The organism is Sphingomonas sp. SKA58 (genome assembly GCF_000153545.1).
GTDB lineage: Bacteria > Pseudomonadota > Alphaproteobacteria > Sphingomonadales > Sphingomonadaceae > Sphingobium > Sphingobium soli.
The window spans coordinates 1,063,469-1,079,434 of the sequence record NZ_CH959306.1 but is presented as its reverse complement, the minus strand read 5'-3'; the positions used below and the strand labels follow the sequence as shown (position 1 = coordinate 1,079,434).

The 15,966-nt window shown below is 62.4% G+C and carries 17 protein-coding genes; 11 read left to right on the top strand and 6 right to left on the bottom strand.

Going from position 1 to position 15,966, the window contains the following annotated elements:
* The first annotated feature begins 18 nt into the window (after positions 1–18).
* Both SKA58_RS05770 and trmFO read left to right on the top strand, forming a co-directional pair.
* Entirely contained in the window at positions 19–432 is a 414-nt protein-coding gene (locus SKA58_RS05770) for a hypothetical protein (RefSeq protein WP_009821441.1), read from the top strand.
* A 127-nt stretch (positions 433–559) separates the two neighbouring features.
* Positions 560–1,903, top strand: coding sequence for a methylenetetrahydrofolate--tRNA-(uracil(54)-C(5))-methyltransferase (FADH(2)-oxidizing) TrmFO (gene trmFO, locus SKA58_RS05765; RefSeq protein ID WP_009821440.1), 1,344 nt, complete (start codon positions 560–562; stop codon positions 1,901–1,903).
* An 80-nt stretch (positions 1,904–1,983) separates the two neighbouring features.
* Here the strand turns inward: trmFO and SKA58_RS05760 are convergent, their stop codons facing one another.
* Positions 1,984–2,448 carry an EF-hand domain-containing protein gene (locus SKA58_RS05760; RefSeq protein ID WP_009821439.1) on the bottom strand — a complete coding sequence of 155 codons (465 nt, stop codon included), beginning with the start codon at positions 2,446–2,448 and terminating at the stop codon, positions 1,984–1,986.
* A 46-nt stretch (positions 2,449–2,494) separates the two neighbouring features.
* Positions 2,495–3,151, bottom strand: coding sequence for a hypothetical protein (locus SKA58_RS05755; protein WP_009821438.1), 657 nt, complete (start codon positions 3,149–3,151; stop codon positions 2,495–2,497).
* A gap of 161 nt (positions 3,152–3,312) precedes the next feature.
* Between SKA58_RS05755 and SKA58_RS05750 the strand changes: the two genes are divergently transcribed.
* The 6 genes from SKA58_RS05750 (at position 3,313) to SKA58_RS05725 (ending at position 9,967) form a co-directional block, all read left to right on the top strand.
* A complete protein-coding gene (locus SKA58_RS05750) occupies positions 3,313–5,340 on the top strand; it encodes a TadE/TadG family type IV pilus assembly protein (RefSeq protein ID WP_232209370.1) in 2,028 nt (675 codons plus the stop codon).
* Positions 5,337–5,936 (top strand): TadE/TadG family type IV pilus assembly protein, encoded by a 600-nt coding sequence (locus tag SKA58_RS05745; RefSeq protein ID WP_009821436.1) that lies wholly within the window; start codon positions 5,337–5,339, stop codon positions 5,934–5,936. The genes SKA58_RS05750 and SKA58_RS05745 overlap by 4 nt, the downstream gene beginning before the upstream one ends.
* Positions 5,933–6,598, top strand: a complete 666-nt coding sequence (locus SKA58_RS05740; protein WP_037542166.1) for a hypothetical protein — start codon at positions 5,933–5,935, stop codon at positions 6,596–6,598. The genes SKA58_RS05745 and SKA58_RS05740 overlap by 4 nt, the downstream gene beginning before the upstream one ends.
* Before the next feature lie 236 nt (positions 6,599–6,834).
* Entirely contained in the window at positions 6,835–8,739 is a 1,905-nt protein-coding gene (locus SKA58_RS05735) for a TadE/TadG family type IV pilus assembly protein (RefSeq protein ID WP_009821434.1), read from the top strand.
* Positions 8,736–9,317, top strand: a complete 582-nt coding sequence (locus SKA58_RS05730; protein ID WP_009821433.1) for a TadE/TadG family type IV pilus assembly protein — start codon at positions 8,736–8,738, stop codon at positions 9,315–9,317. Before SKA58_RS05735 ends, SKA58_RS05730 begins: the two co-directional genes overlap by 4 nt.
* Entirely contained in the window at positions 9,317–9,967 is a 651-nt protein-coding gene (locus SKA58_RS05725; RefSeq protein ID WP_009821432.1) for a TadE/TadG family type IV pilus assembly protein, read from the top strand. Before SKA58_RS05730 ends, SKA58_RS05725 begins: the two co-directional genes overlap by 1 nt.
* A 43-nt stretch (positions 9,968–10,010) precedes the next feature.
* On the opposite strand, the gene SKA58_RS05720 is transcribed toward SKA58_RS05725, so the two are convergent.
* The 4 genes from SKA58_RS05720 to eno form a co-directional block, all read right to left on the bottom strand.
* Positions 10,011–11,396: a pyruvate dehydrogenase complex E1 component subunit beta gene (locus SKA58_RS05720; RefSeq protein WP_009821431.1), complete on the bottom strand. Its 1,386-nt coding sequence runs from the start codon at positions 11,394–11,396 to the stop codon at positions 10,011–10,013.
* Positions 11,396–12,469: a pyruvate dehydrogenase (acetyl-transferring) E1 component subunit alpha gene (gene pdhA, locus SKA58_RS05715; RefSeq protein ID WP_009821430.1), complete on the bottom strand. Its 1,074-nt coding sequence runs from the start codon at positions 12,467–12,469 to the stop codon at positions 11,396–11,398. Before pdhA ends, SKA58_RS05720 begins: the two co-directional genes overlap by 1 nt.
* A 240-nt stretch (positions 12,470–12,709) precedes the next feature.
* Positions 12,710–13,021 carry an FtsB family cell division protein gene (locus SKA58_RS05710; RefSeq protein WP_009821429.1) on the bottom strand — a complete coding sequence of 104 codons (312 nt, stop codon included), beginning with the start codon at positions 13,019–13,021 and terminating at the stop codon, positions 12,710–12,712.
* Between the two features lie 90 nt (positions 13,022–13,111).
* Entirely contained in the window at positions 13,112–14,386 is a 1,275-nt protein-coding gene (eno, locus tag SKA58_RS05705; RefSeq protein ID WP_009821427.1) for a phosphopyruvate hydratase, read from the bottom strand.
* A gap of 213 nt (positions 14,387–14,599) precedes the next feature.
* On the opposite strand from eno, the gene SKA58_RS05700 reads away from it, so the two are divergent.
* Genes SKA58_RS05700 through SKA58_RS05690 form a run of 3 tightly spaced genes read left to right on the top strand, consistent with a single transcriptional unit; the run spans position 14,600 to position 15,966 of the window.
* A complete protein-coding gene (locus SKA58_RS05700) occupies positions 14,600–15,211 on the top strand; it encodes a hypothetical protein (RefSeq protein ID WP_009821426.1) in 612 nt (203 codons plus the stop codon).
* 54 nt (positions 15,212–15,265) lie between these two features.
* Positions 15,266–15,655: a hypothetical protein gene (locus SKA58_RS05695; protein WP_009821425.1), complete on the top strand. Its 390-nt coding sequence runs from the start codon at positions 15,266–15,268 to the stop codon at positions 15,653–15,655.
* Positions 15,652–15,966, top strand: coding sequence for a hypothetical protein (locus SKA58_RS05690; protein ID WP_009821424.1), 315 nt, complete (start codon positions 15,652–15,654; stop codon positions 15,964–15,966). The genes SKA58_RS05695 and SKA58_RS05690 overlap by 4 nt, the downstream gene beginning before the upstream one ends.

Sequence of the window (15,966 nt, the reverse complement as noted above, 5' to 3'; positions counted from 1 at the left end):
TCGATGTAGGAGGTCGCCATGTATGAACCGACCAAGACCGCTTTCCGTGGCGCCAGCCGGGCCATTCTGACCGCCGGCCCCTTGTGCGTCGCGCTCAGCCTGGCGGCCATGGCGTATATGGAGTTGCCAGACGCGATCGACCTGGAGCCGGCGGCATTGCTGGGCATTCCGGTAGTCTTGCTCTTCGCCTTGATCTTCGGCCCCTTCGTGGCCTGCTTGCCGATCGCTGCCGGCACCTTCCTCATGCATCATTTGGCCGATCGCTTCGACATCCTGTCCGCCCGGCCGGCCTGGGCGGCGGCGGGCCTGCTGACCGGGGCAGCTTTCGTTTGGGCAATAGGCCTGTTTACCTCATCCGGCACAGTGAGCTTCGCCCTGATCGCCACCAGCGGGGTTTGCGCCTGGCTGTCCCATAGCCGCACCGCCGCCTGAGCCCTTAGCGCCTGAACCCTTGGCCTGAGGCGCGGGGACGGGCTATAGCGCTTGCACAGGGCGGGTTTATGCCCCACTGGCGCCCCTCCTCCCCTTTTTAGCAGCTATAATCGAAATCAGGCGAACCATGTCCTATCATCAGGTGCATATCATTGGCGGCGGACTGGCCGGGTCGGAGGCGGCCTGGCAGTTGGCGCAGGCGGGCGTCCGCGTGCGCCTGTCGGAAATGCGCGGCGCGGGGGACATGACCCCGGCGCACCAGACGGACGGGCTGGCGGAACTGGTCTGTTCCAACAGTTTCCGGTCCGACGATGCCGACAAGAATGCCGTTGGCCTGCTGCATCAGGAGATGCGGCGGCTGGGGTCGCTCATCATGGCAAGCGCGGAGCCAGCCAAGGTACCGGCCGGATCGGCGCTCGCGGTCGACCGCCATGTATTTTCGCAGGCTGTCACGCGCGCGCTGGCCGAGCATCCATATATCGAAATAGTGCGCGAACGGATCGACGCGTTGCCGGACGAAGGCATGACGATCGTCGCCACCGGGCCGCTGACCGCGCCGGTGCTGGCGACAAGCATCGGCCAGGCGGCGGGGATGGAGCATCTGGCCTTTTTCGACGCAATCGCGCCGGTTATTCACCGCGACAGCATCGACATGGACCAATGCTGGATGGCCAATCGCTGGGACAAGATTGGTCCCGGCGGCGGCGAGGGCAAGGATTATATCAATTGCCCGATGGACAAGGACCAGTATCAGGCCTTCGTCCAGGGGCTGCTTGACGGCGAGAAGACCGAGTTCAAGGAATGGGAGGCCAACACCCCCTATTTCGAAGGATGCATGCCGATCGAGGTGATGGCGTCGCGCGGGCCGGAAACGCTGCGCCACGGGCCGATGAAGCCGATGGGCCTCGACAATCCGCGCACGGGCCGCTGGCCTTATGCGGTGGTGCAGTTGCGGCAGGACAATGCATCGGGCACGCTCTGGAACATGGTGGGCTTTCAGACCAAGCTGAAACATGGCGCGCAGGTCGAGCTGTTCCGCACCATTCCTGGCCTGGAAAAGGCGGAGTTTGCCCGGCTCGGCGGTCTGCATCGCAACACCTTCATCCAGAGCCCCAAGTTGCTGGACGCGACGCTGCGCCTCAAAAGCGCGCCGCATATCCGCTTTGCCGGACAGATGACGGGATGCGAAGGCTATGTCGAAAGCGCGGCCATCGGCCTGCTTGCCGGACGGTTCGCCGCGGCCGAACTGCTGGGCCGGGAGATGACGCCGCCGCCGGCCGACACGGCGCTGGGCGCGCTGCTTGGCCATGTGACGGGCAATGTCGCGACCGCCGACTATCAACCGATGAACGTCAATTTCGGCCTGTTTCCGCCGCTGGATGACGTGAAGAAGAAACAGCGCAAGGAAGCCTATACCGCGCGCGCGCGCTCGTCGCTGGGCGCATGGATGGGCGAACTGGAATTGGCTTAAACATATAAGCACCGTTCAATTCGAGCTTGTCGAGAACCCTCGCACACCGGTTCTTAACAAGCTCGAACTGAACGGAGAGCCTAGCATGTGCACTTGGGCTTCGGCGTCCGCTTGGGCGCGGTGGTGGCGAATTCGGCGGGGGTAAGCTTGCCATCCTTGTTCGCGTCAGCGCTGGCGAAGCGATCGGACGTCGCGACCGCCCATTCCTCAAAGGACAGCAGGTTGTCGCCATCCTTGTCCAGCGCCTTGAACGCCTTGGTCCGGCTGCCCATCATTTCCAGCCGGGTGATGACGCCGTCGCGGTCTCTGTCATAGCGGGCAAAGCGCTTCTGCTCACGGGTCTGCGGGCTGGCCTCGGCCGGCATCGGCGGCGGTTTTCCCGTGACATTGGGGTCCCCTTTGGGCAGCGGTTCGATCACGGGCGGCGGCGGCGGCGCGGTGGCCAGTTGCGGCAAGGGAGCCTGGCTCGCGCGGCTCGACCACCAGAAAAGGCCGCCCGCCATCAGCAGCAATGCCGCCATGCCGCCCGCCAGCACTCGCCCCATCGTCGCCCTCCTTCATCCGCGCGCGTCCGCAGCCTAACCCGATGCGTCAGCGCCCGACAAGCGCGATCCGCAACAGCCTGAACGCCAGGCCACGCGGCATTCCACGCGGCGCGCCGCGTCCCTTCATTACATCCTGTCGCGCCAGGGTGAAGGCGATGCGCTGCGGTCGCCAGGCGGTCGGCCAGCGCGCGCGATCGACACGCGGCGACAATTCGCTCGCGAGGCGGAGCGCTGCGTCGGCAAGCGCCGCCTCCTCAACATGGCCGGCAAGGTCCCACAACGCCCAGACCTGTCCGGCCGCGACCAGCCAGTCGGGCGTGTCGCCGTGCCCGGCCAGAGCACGAAACAGCCCGCCGCCGCGCCCGGCCGCATAGTCGCGCAGCCCCTGCGCGTCGATCTCCGGCTCCACCACCAGCACTTCCCAGCCGTCTATCATCGCAACAAGGCCCGGCGCGGCCATGCCGCCGGTCGCACGAAGCGCGTCCACGACCGGCTCCCCCTGCCCTTTGATGCCGGCCGGGTCGTCGATGACGTCATTCCACCATGCCAGGCGCATCTGACCAATCGCCCGCTCACGCGTCGTGCGCGCGACCTTGGCCAATTGGGCGTCGAAGGCCCAGATTGCCCGATGGCGCGACGCGTCCGCACCGGCATGGGCCGACAGCAATAGCGGCAGCGGCGTCAGCAGTGATTCGGCACTCATGACCGGCCTGCACGGCGGGGCTGTTCGAGGCCGGTTTGCGATATTTTAAGCATTGTCTTCCTAAACAAGTCCCGCGTGCGCACGCAGGAGCGCGCAAATCGCCCAGCCCAATTGCGGGGAATGTCGGGCGTCACATGGGTGATTGCGGACTGATGGGCAAGATGAACACACATCCCCAGGGCTTTATGAGCCGTCTGGCGCGAAACCAGAAGGGCAATGTCATGGCGATGGTGGCCGCGGCCATCATCCCGCTGGCGGCGCTGATCGGCGGCGGGCTGGACATGGGCCGCGCCTATATGGCGCGCGCGCGCATGCAGCAGGCCTGCGACGCCGCCGCCCTCGCCGGACGCCGGGCGATGACGACATCATCGATGACCCAGGCCAACAAGGACGAAGCCAAGAAATTCTTCGACTTCAATTTTCCGCAAGGCACGTTTCAGGCCGCGACTTTCACCCCCGTCATCCGCAGCAAGCCGGGCGAAACGACCACCGTGCAGGTGACGGCATCCACCACGATGCCGACCACGGTGATGAAGATTTTCCGCTATGAAACATTGCCTTTGTCGGTGACGTGCGAGGCGCGGTTCGACATCGGCAATACCGACGTGATGCTGGTGCTCGATACCACCGGGTCGATGGCCTATGCCATTTCCGACGGCAAGGGCGGCTCGACGACGCGGCTCGCCGCGCTCAAGCAGGCGGTCAAGGATTTCTACGACACGCTGGGCGCGGGATCGAACGCGACCGGTCGCATCCGTTATGGCTTCATGCCCTATAGTTCGACGGTGAATGTCGGCTACCAGCTGCCGACAAATTATCTGGTGGGCGGCATCAGCGGCGAGACATGGGATTATCAGACGCGGCGGCTGTTGACGACCTATGGCACGGCAACCAATGAGACGGGTTCCTGGATTTATACCTCAGGATCGGTTTCGGCACCGACCACCTATAGCAGCACCAGCGGAGGATCGGCTTCGCAATGCGTTGCGCCCGCCAGCGCGACGCCAGTTGTCAATACGCCGACCACGACGACGGCCACGGATCCAGTCACGGGGATCCGCACCACCACCACGGTCACGACGCGGATGACCAATGGCTATACCTATAATGCATCCTACACGGCAGCGGTCACGGGGGGGTGGCAGTGGCAGGGCTGGCAGCTGGTCTATGTCTCACCGAAGCCAAGCCAGTGCGTCATCACGCGCACCCAGTATAGCAACTATGTCGAGACAAAGACGGACCGGAGTGTGCAGACGCCGCAGAAGAGTTGGGAATATGGCAAATTCCCGCTGACGGTATCGTCCTTCATTACCGGCAACGCCGTCGCCAACCCCACCTATGACGCCAGCGTGCCGACCGATTCCAGCGGCAATGTCGTGGCGTCCACGTCGACCTGGGCGGGTTGCATCGAGGAACGGGATACCGACAGCAATATCACGGCCAGCACGTCGACGAGCAGCACGCCATCAAACGCGCAGGATCTCAACATCGATGCTCTGCCCGATCCGACGCAAAAGGGCACCAAATGGCGTCCGCACTGGCCCGATGTCGAATTCATCCGCAGCGGCAGTTCGTCGGGCACCTGGCTCAACACGCAGTCGCGCAAGGACGGCGGGTGGAATGCCTGCCCCAGCCAGTCGCGCAGGCTGACCAGCTACACCAATCGGACAAGCACGCCCACGGGCCAGTCGAGCAGCTTCAACAGCTATATCGACAACCTGATCGCGGTCGGCGGCACTTATCATGACATCGGCATGTTGTGGGGCGCGCGCTTCCTGTCGCCCAAAGGCATTTTTGCCAGCGACAACAACAGCGCGCCCAACGGCTTCAACATTTCGCGCCATATCGTTTTCATGACCGACGGCGACATGAGCGCCTATCAGCAGGTCTATGGCGCCTATGGATATCAGCAACTCGATGCGCGGGTGGCGCCGGGAAACACCAGCGATACCGACCTGACCGCGATCCATAACACGCGTCTTCAGATGCTATGCAATGCTATCAAGGCCAAGGGCATCACCATCTGGGTCATCGGGTTCCGCAACCAGTCCGAAGGAAATATCCAGACCCCCCTGCAAAATTGCGCCACCAGTTCGAACCACTGGACCATGGCCTATGACGCCACGTCGCTGAGCCAGAAGTTCAAGGACATCGCCAAGAATATCGGCGGTCTGCGGGTGTCGCAATGATCGGGCGGATCGCATCGAAGCTGATGCGCCTGCGCCGCGATGCGCGTGGCGTCACGCTGCTGGAATTCGGCTTTGTCGCGCCGCCGCTCATGCTCACCATCATGGCGATCGGCGACTTGGGCTATCAAGCCTATTGGCACGCGGTCGCCCGCGGCGTCCTTGAAAAGGCCGCGCGCGCCGCGTCCGTCGGCACGCTCAATGGCGCGCAATTTGATGCCTATATCACCCAGCAGATGTCGGCCATCACCGCCAGGAACGCCAGCCCGCCTCATATCGTCAAGAAAAGCTATTATAATTTCTCGCGCGTCGGCAAACCGGAGAAGATCACGTCCGATACAGCGCCGCTGGGCGTCTATAATAGCGGTGACTGCTATGAGGACGCCAATGGCAATGGCGTATTCGACACATCGGGCGGCAGCACCGGACTGGGGAACGCCGACGACATCGTCTATTATGAAGTGACCTTGTCGCAGCCGCGCCTGTTCCCGATGGCCAGGCTGCTGGGATGGAGCGCGACCCAGTCGGTGACGGTGTCGACCATGGTCCGCAACCAGCCCTGGGCCAACCAGACCACGCCGACGATCCGCTGCTCATGACGAGGATGCGCCTGCCCCTGCTCTTGACCCTGCGCCGGTTGCGTCGCGACGATCGCGGCCTGGCGCTGATCGAATTCGCCTTCTCGTTGCCGGTGCTGCTGATCCTGTGCATGTGCGGGCTTGAAGCGGCCAATCTGGCCCTGGCCCATCTGCGGATCAGCCAGATCGCGATGCTGGTGGCCGACAATGCCTCACGCGTGCGCACATCCATCGACGAAGCCGATGTGAATGAAATCATGATCGGCGCCAATCAATCCACGCAGTCGCTCAGGCTTCAGGCGAATGGCCGTATCTTCCTGTCGGACCTGGAACCTAACGGGCTCACCGGGCCGAACGAGGGGCAATATATTCGCTGGCAGCGCTGCTGGGGCAATGGCGCCTTCACGTCCAGCTATGGCGTTGCCGGGAATGGCCAGACCAACGCCAGCATGAAGGACGGCATGGGGCCGGGCACGACGGCCGCGACCAAGGTGAAAGCGATGAGCGGCACTGCGGTCATGTTCGTCGAGGTCGCCTACCGCTATCAGCCGATCGTCAGCAACGCCATCTTCGGACCCAAGGTGATCCGATACTCCAGCGCTTTCAACGTGCGTGAACGCACCGATCAGGCGATCAAGAATGCGGGCAATCTGGCGGCGGCGAACACCGCCCGCTGCACCTGACGCGCGACTGGGCGGCCTGCCGCCCGGCATTTTTCGCTTCCGCCAATATCGGCGCTTCGCTCCATCATCCTGATCTTCGCGCCAGCGCGCGAGCCCCCTACGCGCGTACGAGAACAGGCCATTGCGTCTGGCGCGCCTATGAGTCACCGCTCCCGTACAATTCATTGCGGCGGCCGCACATCAAAAATTAGGAAATTACGTCCATATCGCAGGATATTACTCCGGATTGGATGATTATGAACCTGCCGCGTCAGAAGATTACAACTGGGCCGCGCAATGGCTGGCGCAAGGTCAATGAAAGGCTCGCGCCGCTCGCTGGGGACCGCCGCGGCTCCACGCTGGCACTGATGGCCGCAGGGCTCATTCCCGTAATTGCCGCTCTGGGCGCGGGTATAGACGCGGGACGGCTATACCTGGTGAAATCCCAGCTTCAGGCCGGGGTGGATGCGGCCGCTCTGGCCGGCGCGCGCGCCTTTGCCGTGACCGATGGCTCGCCAGCAGCGCGCGACAAGCAGGCGAGCGCCTATTTCTACGGTAATTTCGCGTCGGATTATATGGGCGTCAGCAATTTGCAACTGACGCCAGATTTCAAGACCGTCGGCGGAATCAACGTGACCACCATCACCGCCCGCGCGATCGTGCCCATGACATTCATGCGGATATTCGGGTTTCAGCCGCGCACCATGCAGGCCGTCGCCAAGGCCGAATTGCAGCCGCGCCCCCTGGAGGTGATGGTCGTCCTCGACGACACCGGCTCGATGAAAGCCAACCTGTCGGGCGGCCGGACGCGGATGGTCGCGCTCAAGGAGGCGGCGAATGACTTCGTCGACATCCTTCACCAGGGTGCGTCGAGCCGGCGCGATCTCGCCATGGGCTTCATCGGCTATGACGTGACCGTCAATGTTGGCCATTTGCTGCCTGGCAACGCGGTCAAGAAGGTCGAAGGCTTTAACAGCTTTGCCGGTGCGAGCGCCTACGGCCTGTCTGTCCCCAGCCATGCCAGCGGCAATTATCTGGCTTGGAAAGGCTGCGTGATGGCCGATACGACGGTGAAGGACGTGGACAAGAATCGCCTGACGTCGGAAACCGGTGCCTGGGATCTGGTGCGTTCGCTGCCCGGCGAAGGCAGCCATCCGCCCGTAGAGCCTTTTTTCGTGCCGCCCATGTATGTGCCAAACGCGAAAAGCAACTCGGGCGCCGACAACCCTAGCAGCACCTATTATGGTATCTACAACACTGAACCAGGGAATAATCTCTACCGGATCGACAAGTCGGCTTTCGGTGAAATGGGCGCGGACTATCTGGCGCGCACCGAGCTGTATCGGCAATATTTCTATGATTATTATGTCGGCTTGAACAATGGCGATGCCACCAAGGCCGACGATGTGGTCCGGCGCCTGGATGGCAGCTATTATACTCCGTCGGCGGCAAATCGCGCCGGCAATGACTGGTATATCGATTGGAAGCGGATACCCAAATATTATGACGGCGCGGTGTGGAAGGACCCGGCGAGCGCGACGGTCAATCCTCTGGGCGGTTCGGTGGATTCCGGCAGCAAGAATACGACGCCGATGCCCTCGCCCAACTGGCAATGTCCCGAAGAGGCCATGCCGCCGCGATATGGACGGATGAAGAGCGAATATCTCAGCCATATCGCAAATCAGCATGGCGCGATCTATCCGGCCAATGGCACGATCCACCATGCTGGGCTGCTATGGGGCTATCGCCTGTTGGTGCGGGACGATGTGTTCACACGCGCCAACCCGACCACCGAACGTCCGCGCCGCGCGCTGGTATTCATGACCGATGGCGTGAACGAAATCGGCGAATCCCAAAACGGCTATCTGGACCGCACCTTCACCTGGTACGGTCGGTGGAGCGACTCCCGCATCGCGGCAAACCAGTCAAATTCGGAAACGCAGATGCTGCGCCGCTTCGAAAAGACGTGCGCCAATATCCAGCGGGAAGCAAACCCGCCTGAAATCTACATCATCGCGCTGGTCGCCAACAGTTCCGCCATCGATACGGCATTCAACAACTGCGCGCCCGGCCGTGTATACCGCACCAGCAGCACGGACGAGTTGCGGCGCGCATTCCAGGACGTGGCGGCGGAACTCGTCGACCTCCACCTGATCCAATGAGACATTTCGCCCCCCTCGCCAAAGACCGGACGGGTGTCTCCACGGTCGAATTCGCCATCATCCTGCCCGCGTTGCTGACGCTGATGTGCGGCGCAATCGAACTGGGACACATGCTGTTGGCGCGCGTCGTGCTGGAAGGCGCAATGACCGAAGCCGCGCGCATCTCGACCGCTTCGCTCGAAACAGCCGAAGCGCAGCGCACGACCCTCATGGAAGAAAGCATCGAACAGGCCATGGGCAATTTCCCCCTGGCCGACGGCGCGCATGTCAGCGTGCAAACGATCGTCTATGGAAATTTCAGTAGCGCGCATCCCGAAACCTATGAGGACGCGAACGCAAACGGCCATTACGACCTGGGCGAATCCTATGTTGATCGCAACGCCAACGGCAAATGGGATGCCGCGACGCCCAAAACCGGAACGCTGGGCGGCCCTGGCGATGTCGTCAGTTACACCGTGCGCTTTCCCAAGCGCATCCTGTTCGGTTTTCTGGGCGCGCAATGGCTGCTGGGCGACAGCATCATGCTGACCGGATCAACTGTTGTCCGCAACGAATCCGTTGTGCGAAGGACCTCCTGATGCGGGTGCCTCACTTTGTCCAAAAGCTGGCGCGGGACCGCAGCGGCCTGGCCCTAGTCGAGTTCGGCCTGGCCCTGCCCCTGTTCCTGGGATTTGTGCTGTCGGGCATCGAAATGGCGAATTACGTCATGGCGAATAACCGGACCCAAAGGCTGACGACCATGGCGGCCGACCTTGTGGCGCAAAGTGGCGCGGGCGCGATCGGCACCAGCGAAGCGCAGATTTATGATCTGTTTTCGGCCCTCGATCTGACGGCGCAGCCGTTCGACCTGCGCAATCATGGCCGCATCGTGATCACCGCGGTCAAGGGCACCGACACGAATGCGGACAATGTGGTCGAAAGCCGCATCCTGTGGCAGAGGTTCGACGGCAAATATGTCGTGAGCCCGGAGGTCGGCTGCATCCAGTCGACCAGTCTCGCCACATTGCCGGGGAACCGGACATTGGCGCTGGATGAGCTGCTGTTTCACGTGCAGGTCACCTATCGGTATCAGCCGGTGTTCAGCAGCGCGCCGTTCCGGATGTTCTCCCTGCCGGTCGATTTTTCGCGCCACGCCATGTTCCGCGCGCGATCGACCCAGTTCCAGACGCCGGCGGCGGATTCGCGCTTTCCACCCAAGAATAAGTGCGCATCCGTCACCGGGTTGTGACGGATCGAAAAAGGGCGACCCCGGCGGGGCCGCCCTTCCCGTCTTACTTGTAGCAGACCTTCTTGGCCGCCTCGACCACGCGGGCCGCGTCGATCAGCGCGGCCTTTTCCAGGTTGGCGGCATAAGGCAGCGGCACATCCTCATTGGTGACGCGCAGCACCGGGGCGTCGAGGTCGTCAAAGCCCTTTTCCATCACGACCGCAGCGATTTCCGAGGCGATAGAACAGGTCGGCCAGCCTTCTTCGACCACCACGATGCGGTTGGTCTTCTTGAGGCTTTCCAGCACGGTGGCGGTATCGAGCGGACGCAGCGTGCGCAGGTCGATGACTTCGGCGTCGATCCCCTCACCCGCCAGCGTTTCGGCCGCTTCCAGCGCGACCCCGACGCCGATCGAATAGCTGACCAGCGTCACATCCTTGCCCGGCTTCATGATCCGCGCCTTGCCGATCGGCAGGACATAATCATCGAGCTTGGGGACGTCGAAGCTGCGGCCATAAACCAGTTCGTTCTCCAGGAACACGACCGGGTCTTCCGAGCGGATCGCAGCCTTCAGCAGCCCCTTCGCGTCGGCTGCGTCATAGGGCGCGATGACGATGAGGCCGGGAACGGATGCATACCATGGACCGTAATTCTGGCTGTGCTGCGCGCCGACGCGGCTGGCCGCGCCGTTGGGACCGCGAAACACGATCGGGCAGCGCATCTGGCCGCCGGACATATAGTTGGTCTTGGCCGCCGAATTGATGATGTGGTCGATCGCCTGCATGGCGAAATTGAACGTCATGAATTCGATGATCGGACGCAGACCACCCATGGCGGCGCCGGTGCCGACGCCGGCAAAGCCATATTCGGTGATCGGCGTGTCGATAACCCGCTTCGCGCCAAATTCGTCCAGCAGACCCTGCGTGACCTTGTAGGCGCCCTGATATTCGGCGACTTCCTCACCCATCACGAAGACGCGCTCATCTTTGCGCATCTCTTCGGCCATGGCATCGCGCAACGCTTCGCGCACCGTCGTCTTGACGAATTCGGTGCCTTCGGGAATGGCCGGATCCTGCACGGCGGGCTTGACCTCGGCGGCCAGGTTGGCGGTGCCGCTTTCGGGCTTTTTGGGCGCGTCGGGCGACGCCTCGGGCTTGGCCGGCGGCGCGCTTTCCTCGGCCTTGGGTGCCGGCGCGGCATCCTCACCGCCCTCGCCCGCCATTTCGGCGATGACGGTGCCGACCTTCACGCCTTCCGATCCCTCGGCCACCATGATCTTGCCGATCTTGCCTTCATCGACGGCTTCGAATTCCATCGTCGCCTTGTCGGTTTCGATCTCGGCGAGAATGTCGCCGGACTTGACCTCATCGCCTTCCTTCACCAGCCACTTGGCCAGCGTGCCCTCTTCCATCGTCGGCGAGAGCGCCGGCATCTTGATTGCGATACCCATTAATATTGCTCCACCAGCACGTCGGTATAGAGTTCAGCCATGTCGGGTTCGGGCGAGGTTTCAGCGAAATCTGCCGCCTCGCTCACGGTCTTGCGGATGTTCTGGTCGATGCTCTTGATCTCGTCCTCGCCAACGCCAGCCTCGATCAGATATTTCTTCACGCCTTCGATCGGATCGCTGGTGTCGCGCATGGACTGCACTTCCTCACGCGAGCGATATTTGGCCGGGTCGGACATGGAATGGCCACGATAGCGATAGGTCTTCATTTCCAGCAGAATGGGACCGTTGCCGCCCTGCACCCATTTGAGCGCTTCCTCGGTCGCGCCGCGCACGGCGAGTACGTCCATGCCATTGACCTGAATGCCGGGAATGCGGAAGCTTTCGCCGCGACGATAGAGCTGATCCTCTGACGAGGCGCGATTGACGCTGGTGCCCATGGCGTACTGGTTGTTTTCAATGACGAAGATGATCGGCAGCTTCCACAGTTCAGCCATGTTGAAGGCTTCGTAGACCTGGCCCTGGTTGGCCGCGCCATCGCCGAAATAGGCGACGCACACGCCGCCATCGTCATTATATTTGTGCGCGAAGCCCAGGCCCGCGCCCAGCGACACCTGCGCGCCGACGATGCCGTGGCCGCCGTAGAATTTATGCTCGACGCTGAACATGTGCATCGAACCGCCCTTGCCGCGCGAAATGCCGGCTTCGCGGCCGGTGAGTTCGGCCATGATGATCTTGGGATCGATGCCATAGGCGAGCATGTGCCCATGGTCGCGATAGCCGGTGATGACACTGTCCTTGCCAGGCTTGAGCGCCGACTGGATGCCGACCGCGACCGCTTCCTGGCCGATATAGAGGTGACAGAAACCGCCGATCAGCCCCAGGCCGTAAAGCTGGCCGGCCTTTTCCTCGAAACGGCGGATCAGAACCATCTGCTTGTAGAAGTCCAGCAATTCGTCCTTGCTGGCTTCGTAATCCGAGGGCGTTTCGGGACGCGGCCGATTATGGTCCGCTCCGGCGGGTGCAGCCGCCTGTGCCTTTGCACTCGAAGCACGCGGCGTCGTTGATTTCGCCAAGGCTGTTATCCTTTTGCGTGGGTAGGATGGAAGGAAGCCCGATATAGCGACAGGGTTGCATAGTTTGCAACTGCACACACTACGGAATCCGGGCAAAATCCATAGCTGACACGGTGAATTTATGGCCCGATCCAACGCCGGTCGCGTCGCTTCCGCACATCGTGGCAGCAAAATTACGGATTGCCGGCTTGGCACGCAAATTCGTTGCGCCGGGTACCGGCTCCGCATGGAATCGCTGCATCAGTTGAGCGGCACGATCACTTCATCATGATGAATGACGCCCAGCTGGCGGCGAACCAGCTCGTCAGCGAGATCGGGATCGACCCGGCGCGGATTGAGCGCGTCCACCCGGTTGCGCAATTCCGCGCGCGCCTGCTGCGTCTTCTTAAGCTCCAGCTTCGCGCCATGCAGCTGGCGACTATAGTCACCCCAGGCGAGCACGCCATTCGACCCCAGCACCACATAGCCGGCAAAGGTCAAAAGCAGCAGCAAGGCGATCGCAGGCCCAAAGGCCGACACCAGCAACAGTCTGAGTTTCGCGATATGCGCCATAGCCTAGTGGAATCACAGCGAAAGCCCGGCCGCAAGCGAAAAATATCCAACTTGCGGCCAGCCGATCATTTCAGGCATGAAAGCCCCGGTTCAGCGGAAGATCGAACGCCCCGCATAGACCGCCATATCCCCCAGTTCCTCCTCGATGCGGATAAGCTGGTTATATTTGGCAAGCCGGTCGGACCGGGCGAGCGAGCCGGTCTTGATCTGCCCGCAATTGGTTGCGACGGCCAGATCCGCGATGGTCGCATCCTCGGTTTCCCCAGAGCGATGCGACATGACCGCGCTGTAGCGCGACCGGTGGGCGAGATCGACGGCGGCAAGCGTTTCGGTCAGCGTGCCGATCTGGTTGACCTTGACCAGCAGCGAATTGGCCAGCCCCTTGCCGATGCCCATGGCAAGGCGCGCGGGGTTGGTTACGAACAGGTCGTCGCCGACTAACTGAACCTTGTCGCCAATCTTGTCGGTCAGCGCCTTCCAGCCTTCGAAATCATCCTCGCCCATGCCGTCCTCGATCGACCGGATCGGGTAGTCGGCGCACAAGGCAGCGAGATAATCGGCCATTTCCACCGGCGAAAGTGACAGGCCTTCGCCCGAAATCTCATATTTGCCGTTCTTGAAAAATTCGGTCGCGGCACAGTCCAGAGCCAGCACAACGTCGTCGCCCGGCTTGTACCCGGCCTTTTCCACCGACAGCATGATGAAATCGAGCGCATCGCGGGTCGAGGCGATATTGGGTGCGAAGCCGCCTTCGTCGCCGACCGAGGTCGCAAGCCCCTTGTCGTGCAGGCCCTTCTTGAGCGTATGGAAGATTTCCGATCCGATGCGCACGGCGTCGGCGATGCTGTCCGCACCGACCGGCATGATCATGAATTCCTGAAAATCGATGGGGTTATCGGCATGTTCGCCGCCATTGATGATGTTCATCATCGGAACCGGCAGGACATGCGCGCTGACGCCGCCGACATAGCGATAGAGCGGCAGGCCGCGTGCATCGGCAGCGGCTTTCGCGACCGCCAGGCTGACGCCCAGAATTGCATTGGCACCCAGACGCGATTTATTGTCGGTGCCGTCGAGATCGATCATCGCGGCGTCGACTTCGCCCTGATCCTCGGCATCCAGTCCGATCAGTTGCTCGGCAATTTCGTCATTGACCGCCGCAACCGCCTGGAGCACGCCCTTGCCCAGATATTTCGTCTTGTCGCCATCGCGCTTTTCCACTGCTTCATAGGCGCCGGTCGATGCCCCTGACGGCACGGCCGCGCGGCCAAAGCTGCCATCTTCGAGCATGACGTCGACTTCGACGGTGGGATTGCCGCGGCTGTCGAGAATCTGGCGGGCGTGAATGTCGAGAATGGCGGTCATGATCGCTCCTGAAATGAAGGGCCTGCATCGCGGCCGGTCGCCGATTTCGCGCTCCGCTTAGCCAGCGACCGCGCCAATGGCAATGCGGGGCTTGCACCCGCGCAAAAAATGCCGATGGTCAAAATGTAACGGCAACGGAACTGTAGTCGCCCGCGAAGCATTAGGGGCTCGAACACCTGCCGACACACTGTATCGAAAGGGAGAAACAGGACGATGGTCGACACCCCCGAAACGCCGCCCGCCAAGCGCGGCCGCAAGCCCGCTGCCGACAAGCCCGCAAAGGCCAAGCCCGCCAAGACCGTCATCACTCCCGAACCGGTCGAGGCGGCGCCGATGAAGCCGGCAGCGACGCGGGCAACCGCTGACGAAGGCAGCAACGGCGCGGAGAGCAAATGGAGCGCGCAGATCGCCCCCATCAAGGCGCAGGCCGAAAAGGCCGCCAAGACCGCCAAGGAAAAGATCAATTCGGTGGATTGGAAAGCCCATGTCGATCCGTTGAAAGACCAGGCGGGCAAGACCGCCAAGTCGGCGGCGATCGTCGCCAAGGACAAGACGGGCACCGCGATGCAAAGCCTGGCCAAGCTGATTTCCGACACCGCCGGCACCGTGGACGCCAAACTTGGCCCGCAATATGGCGACTATGCGCGCCAGGCCGCCGAACAGGTTGCTGGCGCCGGGACCGCGCTGGAAGGCAAGGACGTCGATCAGTTGATGGACGAAGCGCGCGATTTCGTGCGCAAGAGCCCGGCCGTGGCGATCGGCGCCGCCGCCGTCGTCGGTTACGTCCTGATGCGTTTGGCCAAGGGTTCCGACGACAAGGCCTAAGGCATTGGGCCCGCGTATGGCGGGCCTGCTCATTCCCGCGCAGCGGAGGGTATATTGATTGAAGAGCCAGCGGAAACGGCGGTCACGCCGCATACCGAGGGGCCCGAAGAGGCTGCGCGGCAGGAATCCGTAGGGGAGGCGTTTAAGCGAGTCTATGAAGACGCGCGCGCCTATGCCGCTGCCGAGGCGGAGAAGCAGAAGCTGCGCCTCGGCCTCATCATGGCCGGCGTTCGAAATGCAGCGATATTCGGCATCGCTGCCTTCCTGATGATTTTCGCCAGCCTGGTAGCGCTTCTTGTCGGCTTGATCCACGTGTTTGAGCCGATGATTGGTCCGCTCGGGGCGGCTCTGGCCGTATTTGCGGCCGGGATCATCGTCGCCATAGTTTTGCTGCTGCTCGCGAAGGGCTGTATCAGCCGGATGAAGAAGGCGATTGCGCCATGACGCCGGCCGAGATCGCCTATCGCGCGGCCGTCGCCAATGCCGATGCGCAACGTACGCGCCTTGTGGACAGCGCGCAGGCCGCTAAAGCCCGTATTTCTCCCGCGCGCTTGAAGCAGGATGCAAAGGACAAGGTCACCGCCACCGCGCTGGACGGCGTCGCCTATGTCGGTGCGAAGGTCCAGCAGCGCCCCATAGCGGTCACCGCGGCCGTCGGCGCGCTCGGCCTATTCATGGCCCGTCGCCCGATCACGGCACTTTTGCGCCGCTTATACGTTCGCTTCCACGACAGACATAGACAATTCGGAGATTGA

Coding starts and splice junctions, on each gene's coding strand:
- SKA58_RS05770 (WP_009821441.1), top strand. CDS start 19: ATGTATGAACCGACCAAGACCGCTTTCCGTGGCGCCAGCCGGGCCATT.
- trmFO (WP_009821440.1), top strand. CDS start 560: ATGTCCTATCATCAGGTGCATATCATTGGCGGCGGACTGGCCGGGTCG.
- SKA58_RS05760 (WP_009821439.1), bottom strand. CDS start 2,448: ATGGGGCGAGTGCTGGCGGGCGGCATGGCGGCATTGCTGCTGATGGCG.
- SKA58_RS05755 (WP_009821438.1), bottom strand. CDS start 3,151: ATGAGTGCCGAATCACTGCTGACGCCGCTGCCGCTATTGCTGTCGGCC.
- SKA58_RS05750 (WP_232209370.1), top strand. CDS start 3,313: ATGAACACACATCCCCAGGGCTTTATGAGCCGTCTGGCGCGAAACCAG.
- SKA58_RS05745 (WP_009821436.1), top strand. CDS start 5,337: ATGATCGGGCGGATCGCATCGAAGCTGATGCGCCTGCGCCGCGATGCG.
- SKA58_RS05740 (WP_037542166.1), top strand. CDS start 5,933: ATGACGAGGATGCGCCTGCCCCTGCTCTTGACCCTGCGCCGGTTGCGT.
- SKA58_RS05735 (WP_009821434.1), top strand. CDS start 6,835: ATGAACCTGCCGCGTCAGAAGATTACAACTGGGCCGCGCAATGGCTGG.
- SKA58_RS05730 (WP_009821433.1), top strand. CDS start 8,736: ATGAGACATTTCGCCCCCCTCGCCAAAGACCGGACGGGTGTCTCCACG.
- SKA58_RS05725 (WP_009821432.1), top strand. CDS start 9,317: ATGCGGGTGCCTCACTTTGTCCAAAAGCTGGCGCGGGACCGCAGCGGC.
- SKA58_RS05720 (WP_009821431.1), bottom strand. CDS start 11,396: ATGGGTATCGCAATCAAGATGCCGGCGCTCTCGCCGACGATGGAAGAG.
- SKA58_RS05710 (WP_009821429.1), bottom strand. CDS start 13,021: ATGGCGCATATCGCGAAACTCAGACTGTTGCTGGTGTCGGCCTTTGGG.
- eno (WP_009821427.1), bottom strand. CDS start 14,386: ATGACCGCCATTCTCGACATTCACGCCCGCCAGATTCTCGACAGCCGC.
- SKA58_RS05700 (WP_009821426.1), top strand. CDS start 14,600: ATGGTCGACACCCCCGAAACGCCGCCCGCCAAGCGCGGCCGCAAGCCC.
- SKA58_RS05690 (WP_009821424.1), top strand. CDS start 15,652: ATGACGCCGGCCGAGATCGCCTATCGCGCGGCCGTCGCCAATGCCGAT.